We start from the raw sequence: 13,039 nt of genomic DNA, 5'->3' as shown, positions 1-13,039 counted from the left end.
AGCTTAACTAATCCGCTTGAGAATCAACGCAGTACCCATACCACCACCGATACACAGAGAGGCGAGACCGAGTTGAGTTTTAGAGCGGATCATTTCATAGATCAGCGAAGTGACGATTCGCCCCCCCGATGCACCGATTGGATGCCCAAGGGCTATCGCACCGCCATTAACGTTGGTTTTATCTTCAAACCAATCGTAAGGCACTTTATGCTGCTCAGATAGCCCTTTCATCACACCAATGGCTTGCGCAGCGAAGGCTTCGTTGAGCTCTAACCTTTGAATATCAATCAGCTCGAGCTCTGCGCGTTGCAATGCCTGTTTTATCGCCGGGATTGGGCCTAGTCCCATCACATCAGGCTCAACACCACCTTGTCCTGTTGCGACTACCTCAACCAGAGGAACCAGCCCATGTTGCTGAACCGCTTGCTCGCTGGCAACAATCAAGGCTACCGCGCCATCATTTAAGCCGGAAGCATTGCCTGCCGTTACGCTCCCTTGCTTATCGAATGCCGCGCGAAGCCCAGACAAGCTTTCTATGGTAGTGCCGAATCTCGGATGCTCATCAAGATTCACAGCGCTTTCACCTTTGCGTGATTTAATCACTACAGGAACGATTTCTTCTTCAAAGCAACCAGACTTAATTGCTTGCTCAGCTCTTGATTGGCTACGAAGGGCAAATGCGTCTTGCTCCTCACGGCTTATCTCATAGCGCTTGGCAATGTTTTCAGCAGTAATACCCATATGAAAACTACCAAAAGCATCCGTTAAGCCATCTTTGAGCATGGTATCAACCATGGAGACATCACCCATTTTATTGCCTTGACGACATTTCCCATCCATCACAAATGGAGCATTACTCATACTTTCGGTGCCCGCAGCAACCACAAGGTTTGCATCACCGCTTCGTACCGAGTTTATGGCGTTGAGGATGGATTTCATGCCACTGCCGCAGATCATATTCAAGGTGTACGCAGGAATTGTGACAGGTACCTCTGCGTGAATAGCGGCTTGCCGACCCACCCCCTGCCCTAAACCTGCACCGAGCACATTACCCACAACCACTTCATCAATCATAGTCGGGGCAAGTTCGGCTTGGGCAAGCGCGCTCTTAATGGTTAAGCTCGCCAATTCAACGGCAGATTGGGAACTCAGCCCACCAAGGAAGCTGCCAATCGGAGTCCTCTTGGCAGCAACAATATAGACTTTCTCAGTCATCTTAGAGTACCAACCCACCATCTATTTTCAGCACTTGCCCAGTGATAAAGCTTGATTTGTCACTGGCTAAAAATTCGACGCCATTGGTGATATCTTCGGTTGTCCCCATACGGCCAAGTGGCGTTTTGCCTTTCATCATATCGAGTACTTTCTCCGGTAAATCAGCGGTCATAGGCGTTTCGATAAAGCCAGGTGCAACACAGTTGGCACGAACTTGAGCCCCTTTACGAGCAAATTCTTTCGCCCACCCTTTTGTCATGGCGATAACTCCACCTTTTGTGGCCGCATAGTTGGTTTGACCAATGTTGCCGTCGGTCCCAACTACTGATGACATAGTCACAATCGAGCCGTAGTTGTTTTCCATCATTAACGGCGCGATGGCTTGAGTCAGGTTGAATACACCTTTTAGGTTAACGTCTAGTACAAAGTCCCATTCTTGCTCTGTCATTTTGTCGATCAGTGCATCTCGGGTCACGCCTGCGTTATTCACTAACACATCTACGCGCGAGTATTGTTGTTTAATTGACTCCACCAGCTCAGCAATTGCTTGTCGGTCGCAGATGTTCACCGTAACAGCTTGCACATTTTCTATATCAGAAAATGCCGCGGCTAATCCGTCCGAATTCATATCTAAGGCGTATACCTTTTCTGCTCCGTTTTGAGCAAATCTCTCAGTGATTGCTCGACCTATTCCTTGCGCTGCGCCTGTTACCAGACAAATTTTGTTCTCAAACATGTCTTAATCCTTATGGGCAAATAAAAAACTGACGAGTAAAACCAATCAATTGCAAACGCACTTAGCCTACCGATTTATCGGTGTCTGCGTTGATTGGAAGTCGATGAACGATTGAACCGCTATTCATCTTTACTAATTTTGAGTCGAAACTGCGTGTCAAAGATTGCAGTATCCATAAATTTTAATGACGAACTGACGACAGGAGCGAAATCCATGTGCTGCAAGATGTCTCGCTCTAAATCCATACCCGGAGCTATTTCTATTAGCTCTAATCCATTCTCCGTTAAGCGAAACACCGCTCTTTCGGTGATATACAGAACAGGCTTGTTGCTCATAACGGCTTGCTTAGCACTAAACGTGATTTGTTCTACTTGGTTAATGAGCTTTTTCTGTCGACCTTCCTGAATAATAGTCAAAGCTTGGTGATTTACCTCAACTTGTAAACCTTGTGCGGTAAAAGTGCCGCAAAAGTAGACCTTCTTCGCGTTCTGCGTGATATTGATGAAACCACCACAACCCGCAATTTTGCTTCCAAAACGAGAGACATTAATATTGCCACTTTGGTCACATTGGGCTAAGCCAAGAAAAGCTTGATCGACGCCGCCACCATCGTAGAAATCGAACATCTGATCTTGGCTGATAATGGCTTGTGGGAAACGAGAGGCACCAAAATCCAATCCACTTTGCGGCGCTCCACCCACGGCGCCCGGCTCAACCGTTAAAGTGAAATGCTCCAAAACTCCCGCTTGCTGCGCGACTTGTGCAATATACTCTGGAGCACCAATCCCTAAGTTTAAAATCGAGTTGGCTTCTAACTCCATCGCTGCGCGACGAGCAATAATAGTTTTCGCATCAAGCTTAGTAGGTTGGTTAGAATCAGAAGGTGTTGCGTGCTCGTGAGGAGTTGGGATTCCCACAAACTCAGGATTCATCATGGTGGCGAAGGTTTGCATATGCTCTGCCTCGTCTTGGCACACAACCACAGCGTCAACAAACATCCCGGGGATTTTCACCGCATGGGGATCGAGCGTTCCGGCTTCGACGACACGTTTTACCTGAACGATCACTTTACCACCGTTGTTCTTTGCTGCTTGCGCTGCTGCTAAGCTTTCAACAATTAGGCACTCATCTTCCATAGTGATGTTACCGTTCTCATCGGCTGTGGTGCCTCGCAATATGGAAACATTGACCGGCAGTTTGTGATAGAAAAGGTGTTCTTCTCCGAGCAGATCAATCACCTCTACCCACTCTTGTGTGGTTGCTGAGTTGATCTTTCCCCCTTCGATTCTCGGATCGACAAACGTACCTAACCCGACTTTGCTAATCGTGCCCGGCTTACCTGCTGCGGTGTCACGTAATAAGTGAGAGATAATGCCTTGAGGAAGGTTGTAGCCTTGAATCAGATTATCGACCGCTAACTGTTGTAGCTTAGGGACTAATCCCCAGTGCCCACCAACGGCTTGTTTCACTAGACCTTGTTTCGCAAGATGATTAACAGCGCGACCTCGCCCATCGCCCTGCCCTGCGGCAAAAATCAGGGTAAGATCTTTCGGTTGCTGAGTGTGAGTAAAACGCTCACCAATGGCTCTTTCAATGGCTTCAGGTACGACACTGCCAATGAAACCTCCGAGTAAAACTGAATCACCGTCATTAATCCATTGCGCTGCCTGTTCTGGCGTAAGCTTTGCGACCACTTCAACCTTCCTTGCTTTCTCTGCCCGAGTTTGTTTCCACCAAATCAGCTTAGGTCCTGTCGGCACTGTTGTTAATTGCACAAATAGAGATTGTGAATTTCATATTAGGAATAGTTTTTAGCTAGGGGAGTAAGCGGCACAGATCTCTTCGACCCTCTGATAGAGGTACTGTTTAAAGCCGAGGCAACGTTCTGGCATTGGCGTTCTTGGGCGGAAAAACAGGTCGATATCAAAACTCGCGCACTGGTAATCTTGCATGATGTGTTGCAGCTCGCCGTCTTGAATCAGCTTGCTCACCAAGGAATGAGGTAGATAAGCAATCCCAGCACTTTCTAGGGCGAGATCAAGCAACATTTCGCTGTTGTCACACTCTAGAGTGTCTTGAATGGTGGCTATCTCCGTTTCTCCATCACGCTCAAAACACCATCGGTTTCCTCCAACCAAGGTTCGCGCATATAGGCAACGATGCTGACCAAGTTCATTGGGATTTTCGGGTATACCATGTTTAGTAAGGTAGTGAGGAGAGGCGCATAAGTATAAGGGCTCACGCAGCAGCCGCTTACGCACAAGTAACGAATCTTGTTCTGGTTCACCGTCATAACTGGCGCTGGCACGAAACGCAAAGTCGATACTGAGTGGATCAAACTCTCCTGCCTCAATAAAGATCTTAAAGTTCACCTGTGGGTGCATTTCAATATACTCGGCGACAATCTTGGTCAGATATTGACGTGCAAATAAGGGGGTGGAAGAGAGCTTTATCTCACCACGTTGCTCTTCCGCTAGATTTTGCACCTCTTCACACAAGCTATGAATGTCGGGCAATAGCGGAGAAAAACGCTCATAAAGTAATTGGCCTGCTTGAGTGGCGATCAACTGCCGTGTACTTCGTTTAATCAGCTCGACAGACATTGCTTGTTCAAGCTCTTTAACCCACCGACTGCCCGCCGCAGGAGAAATACCCTGTTGAATGGACGCCTCACGAAAAGAGCCAAATCGAATCACGGCACAAAAAAAGACTATCTTATCCAGAATAGGCTGTCGGCTTGAAAGCAGATTCGTTGTCATTCACTCACCAACCCTTTTTGCAGAGCGAGTTTGACCAACGCGGCTGTTGAGGTAGCGCCGAGCTTCTTTTTGATTCGGAGTCGATGCGTTTCTACCGTACGAACACTGATATGAAGCGAGTCGGCAATATCTTTATTGCACGCGCCATTAACAATCGCCTTCAGCACATCTGACTCGCGGTTAGTTAGCGTATCGTCTTTTGGCTCTGGCTTATCGTTTATCTGCTCAAGCAATCGATCTGATGCCTGAGGACACAAATAAGAACGCCCTTGCGCCACTTGGTTGATTGCCATGACCAACTCTTCAGAACCCACATCTTTGAGCACATACCCTTTCGCCCCTGCTTTGACAGAGCGAACGACATAGTCTCGGCTATCGTGCATCGACAACATAATCACTGCCGTGCGTGAATGGCTTTTTTCTAGCTTCTCTAAGACTTCAATCCCATTGAGGCCCGGCATATTAATATCGAGCAACAACACATCGGGCTTCAGTGACAGTGTGGTGTCCAGTGCATCGATACCTGTTCCCACACAAGCGAGGATATCTAGGTTGTCTTCCCTTTCAAGTCGCGACTTTAGCCCATCCTGCATCAAACGATGATCGTCGGCTAATACAAGTCTAATCATACAAACTCCATGTTTAAGCTCACTCGTACTTCTGTACCTTGTCCCTGCTCACTGGTTACGGCAAATGTGCCACCAATCGCCTGAATCCTTTCCTTCATATTCTGCAATCCCATATGTTCAAATATAGGTTGTTTGCGCTTTCCTGATTTTAGTTTCTTGGCCGGAATACCGACCCCGTCATCACTAACGGTTAAAATCAACATTCTGCCTTCTCTTTGCATAATCACATCGACGCCTTGTGCATTGGCGTGTTTTTCGACGTTATGCAGTGCCTCTTGCACAACCCGATACAAGGTCGTTTCTACTTCTGGTAAAAACTCTTCTCCATCTATATCGTGTTCGAACACGAGCTCTAACTGCGTACGCTCTCTTAGCTCGTTAATATAGGCTTCAATCCCCGCCACCAACCCTAAGTCATCCAATTGCGGTGGGCGTAAATCACGCGAAATTCTTCTTAATTCAACAATCGCCTGCTCCATCGCGTTTTTACTCGCATCGAGCTCGAGTTCTTTTTTCTCTTCATTCGCTTCTTGGGAAACATTGTCTAAACGGTATTTAGCGGCGACCAACAACTGGTTGACGCCGTCATGCAGCTCTCGCGATACGCGGCGACGTTCATTCTCTTGCGAATCGATAATCTGTTGATTCAATACGCTTAACTGTTGATTCGCTAATCGGCGAACATTGAGATTGAGTGAAGCACCCAAAGCAGCAATTACAGATACGGCAACAAACACCAAACCAAACAAGGCGCTACTGGTCTTGCCAACATTCTGGTCAAAGCCGTTTTGCATATGCTCGACTTGTCGCTCAATATCGTCGAGATAGACCCCTGTCCCTACCATCCACTGCCATTTATCAAGCGAGACCGCATAGCTCAGCTTGGGTAAGGGTTCTTTCTTCGATGGCTTATGCCATAGGTAATCGACAAAACCGCCACCGTTTTTTCCTGCTTGGATGAGCTCTTGCAGCAGTTTTTTGCCTTGAACATCTTCTACGTTCCACCAGTTCTTGCCTATTCTATCTGTTTGATATGGCAACACGAGTGCATCGCCTTCCCAGGTATAGGCAAAGAAATAACCATCACTGCCATATGTGAGGCTGCTCAACTTTTCGGCAACAATTTGCTTGGCGAGCTCCTCAGTTAACGAGTCATCTAGGTAGTAAGGCTCGATACTTTTGACTGCCATTTCTACGTACTGTTTTAATTCTTGCTTCTTGACCGCGAGGACATTATTTCGGGTCAAGGCAACCTGCTCTTCAACTAATTGTTTTGCTTGACTAAATAGGATGCTAGCAACAATCACCACCACGATAATTAATGGAACTATCGATAGTAGAATGATGTTGAGTGTCAGCCTTCTGTTACTTACAAATCCCATTTCGCCATCCATGCTTGTACGTAGTTTTACTGAAACTTTATTCGGAAAATTGCACTTAATACCGACTAAATTTGCGCAATTCTCCCAATAGAGAGCAATAAATCCCCTCTCTAAACTTAAGCTCAAATGTAACATTGCATTAACACAAATTACTACGCGATGTTCACATTTCTCAATATTGACAAGGAACTCAGCTTAACAAGGAGACACCCCCATGAACCTTAAGAAAGTTGCCATCGCTACTGCACTCACTCTTGCAGCTTCAGGTCTTTCTATCAGCGCTCAAGCCGCAGATAAAAAGGTACTACTGAAAACCCCAATCGCTTTTGGTAGCCACTTACCTGCTCTCGGTACACCGATTCAATGGTACGCCGATCACATCACCAAAACCTCGGGCGGTACGATCAAAATGAAGATCTATGAGCCAGGTAAGTTGGTCAATCCAGCAGAGATCTTAGACGCAGTATCTACAGGTAAGGTCAACTCAGGTTATTCAACTGCTGGTTACTGGCAAGGTAAACTTCCTGCATCCGCACTTTTCTCAGCAGTACCATTTGGCCCAGAAGCGGGGGAATACATGGCGTGGCTGTTCTTCGGCAACGGGCTAAAACTCTACCAAGAGATGTATGACCAAGGTGGCTACAACGTAAAAGTGATGCCTTGTGCGATCATTTCCCCGGAAACATCCGGTTGGTTCCGTAAACCTATCGAGAAGCCAGAGGATCTAAAAGGCCTTAACATGCGCTTCTTCGGCCTTGGCGCATCGGTGATGGAAAAACTTGGCGTTGGTACGGTTCAACTACCCGGTGGTGAGATCTTCGGCGCTCTAGAGAAGGGGGCGATTGATGCTTCAGAATTCTCTCAGCCTGCCATTGACCAACGTTTAGGTTTCCACAAAGTGGCTAAGTACAACTACTTCCCGGGCTGGCACCAACAATCGACCGTATTCGAGCTGCTGATCAACAAAGATACGTGGAACAAGATGAGTGACACTCAACAAGCCGCGGTTGAAACCACTTGTATGGCAACCATGACCTACTCGATTGCAGAAGGTGAAGCACTGCAATTTGCTGCGATGGAAAAAGCTAAGGAAAACGGCGTAGAGATTCGTTACTGGAACAAGGAAATGCTCAGCCTATTTGAGAATACTTGGCTAGAAGTGGTTGATGAGAAAAAAGCCGCCGACCCATTCTTCGATAAAGTCTGGAGCGATCTAAGCACCTTCCGTGAAGGATACGCGCTGTGGGCAGCCAACGGCTTCTTACCTCGTGAAACCCAAAGCCAATAAGCTTACGTTAATTGGTTATACCAATCGGGATAAATAGGTGATCAGATAATTGCGCAGGAAAAATCGCTTAGAGCAAGGCATAGATTGCAGCTAGCTAGTTGATCTACCTTCAAAATCTATAACGACGCTATCAGCGATTTTAACTAGCAAGAATGAACAGATATTTATTCTGGTTGGTATTAAAGGCCGACGTGAAAGCGTCGGCCATGGTTGTAAGGAGTAACCAATGAGCAAAGTATTGTATTCAACCCCGACAATCCCTATGTACTGCCACATTGAACGCTTAATCACCACCGCAAGTAAGGCCTTGGCTTGGACGAACCTAGCCCTAGTTGCAGTGATCATCATTCAGGTAGTGCTGAGAAAAGTCTTTTCAAATGGCCAAATCGCGCTTGAAGAGTTGCAGTGGCACCTGTACGCAACGGCGGTAATGTTCGGTACCGCTTACGCGCAAATATCCAACTTACATGTACGTGTCGACCTGTTTTATCACAAGTTCTCGGAACGTAAAAAAGCACTCGTTGATCTGTTTGGTCTAACCCTGCTAGCGATACCTTTTGTCGTGATTGTGATTCTTCACTCTTATGATTTCGCTTATGAGTCTTGGCGCGTGAATGAAAGTTCTGCGTCCCCATCTGGACTGCCTTATCGCTGGCTTATCAAAAGCGTTATACCAATAAGTTTTACGATGTTGCTGCTGTCGATGCTAGCGAGAATTCTGCGCAATTTAGAAACTTTGTTTGGCGGCGAACAATCAAAAGGAGCAAATCATGGAAGCGAATGAATGGATTGTGATCGCCATGTTTGGCTCGTTTATCCTGTTACTGTTTACCGGCATTCCAGTTGCGTACGTACTTGGCGGTATTGGCGTTGTGTTTGCGGCAGTGGGGTATTTCGCGGATATCTATCTCGATACTTTTACTGGCCTCGATTACACCAGTTTAGGCTTGGTGGTTAACCGTATCTACAAGATCATGGACAACTGGATCTTGGTTGCCCTGCCTATGTTTATCTTCATGGGTAACATGCTCGATAAATCAGGCATCGCGGAAAAGCTCATGGCTTCAATGCAGGCTCTGTTTGGTAAGGTACACGGCGGCTTAGCCATTACTGTGATGGCAATTGGCATCATTTTAGCGGCTTCTACTGGGATCATCGGTGCTTCTGTGGTGTTGTTAACCGTAATGTCACTGCCAAGTATGATGCGTCAGGGCTATCATCTACCTCTTGCTCTCGGCACGGTCGCATCGGCAGGGACGCTGGGTATTTTACTTCCCCCATCCATTATGCTCGTGATCATGGCGGATCAGCTTGGTCTCTCAGTCGGTGACTTGTTTATGGGTGCCATCATGCCGGGTCTGCTACTAGGTAGTTTGTACATCATCTACATTCTGGTTGTAGGTAAGATGAATCCGGACAAAGCGCCTGTACCAGAAGATGTTGAGCCCGTCGATTGGAGCTTGATTCTGCAAGTCTTCAAAGACATCACACCAACCGTCATACTGATCTTCTGTGTACTGGGCTCTATATTCGCTGGAGTGGCTACGCCAACTGAAGCGTCTGGCATTGGAGCAATGGGCGCGACTATGCTCGCGGCTTACAATAAGAAGCTTAACCTCAAAGTACTGAAAGAGGTACTACTGTCATCTTACGGCACTACGGCTTACATCTTTATGATCTTCTTAGGCGCTTCTTGTTTTGCACTAGTGCTGCGAGAGCTAGGTGGGGATGAACTCATTGAGTCATTCTTAAGCGGCTTACCGTTTGGTCCTTATGGCATTATCGCTTTCATCTTGATGATCGTCTTCCTGCTTGGCTTCTTCCTTGATTGGATTGAAATCACCTTGATTGCGCTGCCACTACTCGCGCCAGTCATCGCAAGCCTAGGAATTGAACTGGATGGTCATGGTGTGGTGGATAACCCAAGCTTGGTTTGGTTCGTGATGTTGGTTGCTATGGCGCTGCAAACGAGCTTCCTAACCCCACCAGTTGGCTTTGCGTTGTTCTACCTGAAAGGGGTTTGCCCAGAGGGTGTCGCACTCAAAGATATCTACCGCGGCGTTATTCCGTTTATCGCCATTCAGTTGGTCGCACTTATCTGTTTGGTTGTTTGGCCGCAGTTAGTTCTTTGGTTCCCGAGTGTTGCCTACGGTTAATCTTGATCGCAAAGTATAGTGTTCCAAAAGCCAACTCATTTGTTTGAGTTGGCTTTTTATTTGATATCAAAACATTTATTCAAAGTGCAAGGTAGCGCGTATACTAGGGCTCAGACCCAACATCACACTACAGAGACAACTTGGATGAAAAACAAACTCATTGCCACTGCACTAATCTCCGGCTCACTATCTTTGTTTGGCTGCTCATCAACTGGTGACATCGATAAGGCGACCGATAAGAATGCTGATGCCCAGATTGCAGGATGGGTAGACTCACAGATTTTAGCCCCAGAAGGACTCTCGCTAGCCACTGACAATATCGAATATCTATCAGGGAAAGCAGATTTAAACAGCGATGGTCATCCCGAGTACTTTGTTCTAATTCGAGATCCTTACTTTTGTGGCAGCGGCGGCTGTAGTGCGACCATCTTCGATAATGCAGGCAACATCATCACCAACATGACGGTCACCGATACGCCAATCTTACTCACTGATAGCTACCGCAATGGCTGGCAAGACTTTATCGTTTGGAGTAATGGCGCATACCGATTGATGAGCTTCAACGGCGAGTCTTACCCAAGTAACCCGTCCGTAGAGTCAGTGATCGGTCTTGAAGCACAACGACAAAGAGCCATGGAGAAAGTCATGGCAACGGAGCTTTATCAACAAGATGGTTACGATATTAAAGCGGTTTATGATGTCGAGATTTGGGCACCGGCCGAAGAGTTTCGCTTCACCTTCAAGCATTACGGTGATCCCGACTTCACTTACCATGCAAAAGTAAATCAAGCTACTGGTGAAGTAGATGTTCATACCGAGCCAGTTAAGTAAGTTAAGCAGGGCTACCAAGGTTGCTTGGTAGCCCTAAATAGGCACAACTCACCAGTAAAGGTTTCCCTATTTAATCTGCGACAGCTTAAGATAGGAGTGAAGCTCGCCGTTCTTGTGTTCTACCGCAGAATGAATATTAATCTCTGCGTTACCGACAATGCAAAAACTGTAGGAATTCTCCCCTTTGTAGATCTCTACCGAGACGAGCCCCTCTTTCAATCTCCACTTCCCCGTAGTATGGAAACGGTCAAACAATCGATACTCGTCTAAAGTACCATCGCAATGAAAAGCGACTTCGGTAATGTAGCCGCCAGTACAGGTCTTAATCCAATGATTGCCCGCAACATCGTCATGTGTAAGTTCACGCTTACCTTCAAGCCAATATAGATACTCACTACTCTGCATTTGCGTTGGTGATAAGGCTTCTTTGTTCACCAAGGCTTGCGGCTCTGCTTCCCGATTGAATAGTTGCAGTAAAACCTTATCTTTATCCATCTTTATACCGTTAGTTCTAGTCGATTACCATCTGGGTCAAACACACAGCTTTCGTAGTAGCCATCGCCAGTATGCCTTGGACCGTCAACTCTCTCATACCCATCCGCAACCAAGCGAGCCGTTAACTCGTCAACTGCCTGTTCGCTACCCAATGAAATCGCGAAATGAATCAATCCAGTAAACTGTTCATACAAATCATCTTTTGATTCTGGTACCCCTGCCATCTCCATAAGTTCTAGTCGGCAGCCGCGATCAAAGGAAAGAAAGTACGAAGACAATTTCTTGCTTGGGTTATGGTACTTTTCATTGGCCGTCGCATTAAAGTACTTAATGTAAAACTCTTTAAGCACTTCAAGTTGTTTTGTCCAAATTGCGATATGTTCGATTTTCATCACTTTGCCTCTTTAGTCTCGATAAACATCAGATTAAAGACGAACAAGGATGTAAAAAAGAGATGAAATTAAAGGCGAGGTTTTCCCATTATCACCTCCTTTTTAGCTTACAAACTAAGCGCTTAAATCTTAGCTTTCTTGGCACGATATTGATTTCCCTGTCAAAACCGATACAATCTCTGCGCTAATTAAGCAAACGTTTATTTATTCTCAGGGCGGGGCGAAATTCCCCACCGGCGGTATTCCCTTCAAAGTTTAGGGTGAGCCCGCGAGCGCTCGATACGTCGAGGTCAGCAGATCTGGTGAAAACCCAGAGCCGACGGTTAAAGTCCGGATGAGAGAGAATGAAAACACACCATCATGCAAAGATCGGTTGATCTAAGTGTGTCGTGGTGCATTTCGTTTTGGCTGGGGTTTATTACTCAGTGCTCATGTATGCCCTGATTCTGGTGATATTTAGGAGTTAACCATGAATCAGTCATCTCTACTTGCCGAGTTCGGCGAACCAATTACTCGCGTTGAAAACGCACTTATTGCCCTTAAAGAGGGCCGTGGCGTGCTTTTGCTTGACGATGAAGATCGTGAAAATGAAGGCGACATTATCTATTCAGTTGAATCACTTACAACGCAGCAAATGGCGTTAATGATTCGCGAATGCAGCGGTATCGTATGTTTATGCCTGCCAGAAGAGCAAGCCGACCGCCTTGAACTGACCCCAATGGTAGAAAACAACAACAGCGCAAACCAAACTGCGTTTACGGTTTCAATTGAAGCGAAAGTGGGTGTGACAACAGGTGTTTCCGCTCAAGACCGCGTTACTACTATTAAGACTGCTGCAAACCCAACAGCGCAACCTTCAGACTTAGCAAGACCTGGTCACGTTTTTCCACTGCGTGCGCGCAAAGGTGGCGTTCTGACTCGCCGCGGCCACACTGAAGGCACGATCGATCTCATGCAGATGGCTGGCCTTCAGCCAGCAGGCGTACTTTGCGAAGTGACCAACCCAGACGGTAGCATGGCGAAAACGCCAGAAATCGTCGCCTTTGGTAAGCTTCACAATATGCCAGTACTGACCATTGAAGATATGGTGATGTACCGCCAGCAGTTTGAACAAAAACTCGCCTAAAAAGATAAAGCCAAGTGTTCTAGCACTTGG

General features: G+C 46.7%; 13 protein-coding genes and 1 riboswitch. Of the genes, 5 read left to right on the top strand and 8 right to left on the bottom strand.

Annotated elements, in window-relative coordinates; all coding sequences use genetic code 11:
• Positions 1-3: 3 nt before the first annotated feature.
• The 6 genes from ZX61_RS11445 to ZX61_RS11420 form a co-directional block, all read right to left on the bottom strand.
• Positions 4-1,215 carry an acetyl-CoA C-acetyltransferase gene (locus ZX61_RS11445; RefSeq protein WP_049844752.1) on the bottom strand — a complete coding sequence of 404 codons (1,212 nt, stop codon included), beginning with the start codon at positions 1,213-1,215 and terminating at the stop codon, positions 4-6.
• A 1-nt stretch (position 1,216) separates the two neighbouring features.
• Complete coding sequence (locus ZX61_RS11440; protein ID WP_004746120.1) at positions 1,217-1,951, bottom strand: beta-ketoacyl-ACP reductase; 735 nt, start codon at positions 1,949-1,951, stop codon at positions 1,217-1,219.
• A 119-nt stretch (positions 1,952-2,070) separates the two neighbouring features.
• Positions 2,071-3,645: an acyl CoA:acetate/3-ketoacid CoA transferase gene (locus ZX61_RS11435; RefSeq protein WP_049844751.1), complete on the bottom strand. Its 1,575-nt coding sequence runs from the start codon at positions 3,643-3,645 to the stop codon at positions 2,071-2,073.
• Between the two features lie 117 nt (positions 3,646-3,762).
• A complete protein-coding gene (locus ZX61_RS11430) occupies positions 3,763-4,710 on the bottom strand; it encodes a LysR family transcriptional regulator (protein WP_049844750.1) in 948 nt (315 codons plus the stop codon).
• Positions 4,707-5,339: a response regulator gene (locus ZX61_RS11425; protein WP_004746123.1), complete on the bottom strand. Its 633-nt coding sequence runs from the start codon at positions 5,337-5,339 to the stop codon at positions 4,707-4,709. Before ZX61_RS11425 ends, ZX61_RS11430 begins: the two co-directional genes overlap by 4 nt.
• On the bottom strand, positions 5,336-6,721 hold the full coding sequence (locus ZX61_RS11420) for a cache domain-containing protein (protein WP_049844749.1): 1,386 nt from the start codon (positions 6,719-6,721) through the stop codon (positions 5,336-5,338). Before ZX61_RS11420 ends, ZX61_RS11425 begins: the two co-directional genes overlap by 4 nt.
• A 214-nt stretch (positions 6,722-6,935) precedes the next feature.
• Between ZX61_RS11420 and ZX61_RS11415 the strand changes: the two genes are divergently transcribed.
• The 4 genes from ZX61_RS11415 to ZX61_RS11400 all read left to right on the top strand — a co-directional run bounded on the left by ZX61_RS11415 (position 6,936) and on the right by ZX61_RS11400 (position 10,996).
• On the top strand, positions 6,936-8,009 hold the full coding sequence (locus tag ZX61_RS11415) for a TRAP transporter substrate-binding protein (protein WP_049844748.1): 1,074 nt from the start codon (positions 6,936-6,938) through the stop codon (positions 8,007-8,009).
• Positions 8,010-8,235: 226 nt separating this feature from the next.
• Positions 8,236-8,793, top strand: coding sequence for a TRAP transporter small permease subunit (locus ZX61_RS11410; protein ID WP_049844747.1), 558 nt, complete (start codon positions 8,236-8,238; stop codon positions 8,791-8,793).
• Entirely contained in the window at positions 8,780-10,165 is a 1,386-nt protein-coding gene (locus ZX61_RS11405) for a TRAP transporter large permease (RefSeq protein ID WP_049844746.1), read from the top strand. The genes ZX61_RS11410 and ZX61_RS11405 overlap by 14 nt, the downstream gene beginning before the upstream one ends.
• Before the next feature lie 144 nt (positions 10,166-10,309).
• Positions 10,310-10,996, top strand: coding sequence for a hypothetical protein (locus tag ZX61_RS11400; RefSeq protein WP_049844745.1), 687 nt, complete (start codon positions 10,310-10,312; stop codon positions 10,994-10,996).
• 66 nt (positions 10,997-11,062) lie between these two features.
• Here the strand turns inward: ZX61_RS11400 and ZX61_RS11395 are convergent, their stop codons facing one another.
• On the bottom strand, positions 11,063-11,491 hold the full coding sequence (locus tag ZX61_RS11395; RefSeq protein ID WP_049844744.1) for a hypothetical protein: 429 nt from the start codon (positions 11,489-11,491) through the stop codon (positions 11,063-11,065).
• A gap of 2 nt (positions 11,492-11,493) precedes the next feature.
• On the bottom strand, positions 11,494-11,883 hold the full coding sequence (locus ZX61_RS11390) for a VOC family protein (RefSeq protein ID WP_049844743.1): 390 nt from the start codon (positions 11,881-11,883) through the stop codon (positions 11,494-11,496).
• 202 nt (positions 11,884-12,085) lie between these two features.
• Positions 12,086-12,233: riboswitch (FMN riboswitch) on the top strand.
• 119 nt (positions 12,234-12,352) lie between these two features.
• On the opposite strand from ZX61_RS11390, the gene ribB reads away from it, so the two are divergent.
• A complete protein-coding gene (gene ribB, locus ZX61_RS11385; protein WP_049844742.1) occupies positions 12,353-13,009 on the top strand; it encodes a 3,4-dihydroxy-2-butanone-4-phosphate synthase in 657 nt (218 codons plus the stop codon).
• Positions 13,010-13,039: the final 30 nt, after the last annotated feature.

It is taken from the genome of Vibrio sp. VPAP30 (assembly GCF_001188205.1).
In the GTDB taxonomy this organism is placed as follows: Bacteria; Pseudomonadota; Gammaproteobacteria; order Enterobacterales; family Vibrionaceae; genus Vibrio; species Vibrio bivalvicida.
The sequence above is the reverse complement of the archived record's forward strand: the minus strand, read 5'-3'. Positions and strand labels throughout refer to the sequence as shown.

Coding starts and splice junctions, on each gene's coding strand:
- ZX61_RS11425 (WP_004746123.1), bottom strand. CDS start 5,339: ATGATTAGACTTGTATTAGCCGACGATCATCGTTTGATGCAGGATGGG.
- ZX61_RS11445 (WP_049844752.1), bottom strand. CDS start 1,215: ATGACTGAGAAAGTCTATATTGTTGCTGCCAAGAGGACTCCGATTGGC.
- ZX61_RS11415 (WP_049844748.1), top strand. CDS start 6,936: ATGAACCTTAAGAAAGTTGCCATCGCTACTGCACTCACTCTTGCAGCT.
- ZX61_RS11410 (WP_049844747.1), top strand. CDS start 8,236: ATGAGCAAAGTATTGTATTCAACCCCGACAATCCCTATGTACTGCCAC.
- ZX61_RS11420 (WP_049844749.1), bottom strand. CDS start 6,721: ATGGGATTTGTAAGTAACAGAAGGCTGACACTCAACATCATTCTACTA.
- ZX61_RS11395 (WP_049844744.1), bottom strand. CDS start 11,491: ATGGATAAAGATAAGGTTTTACTGCAACTATTCAATCGGGAAGCAGAG.
- ribB (WP_049844742.1), top strand. CDS start 12,353: ATGAATCAGTCATCTCTACTTGCCGAGTTCGGCGAACCAATTACTCGC.
- ZX61_RS11440 (WP_004746120.1), bottom strand. CDS start 1,951: ATGTTTGAGAACAAAATTTGTCTGGTAACAGGCGCAGCGCAAGGAATA.
- ZX61_RS11405 (WP_049844746.1), top strand. CDS start 8,780: ATGGAAGCGAATGAATGGATTGTGATCGCCATGTTTGGCTCGTTTATC.
- ZX61_RS11400 (WP_049844745.1), top strand. CDS start 10,310: ATGAAAAACAAACTCATTGCCACTGCACTAATCTCCGGCTCACTATCT.
- ZX61_RS11390 (WP_049844743.1), bottom strand. CDS start 11,883: ATGAAAATCGAACATATCGCAATTTGGACAAAACAACTTGAAGTGCTT.
- ZX61_RS11430 (WP_049844750.1), bottom strand. CDS start 4,710: ATGACAACGAATCTGCTTTCAAGCCGACAGCCTATTCTGGATAAGATA.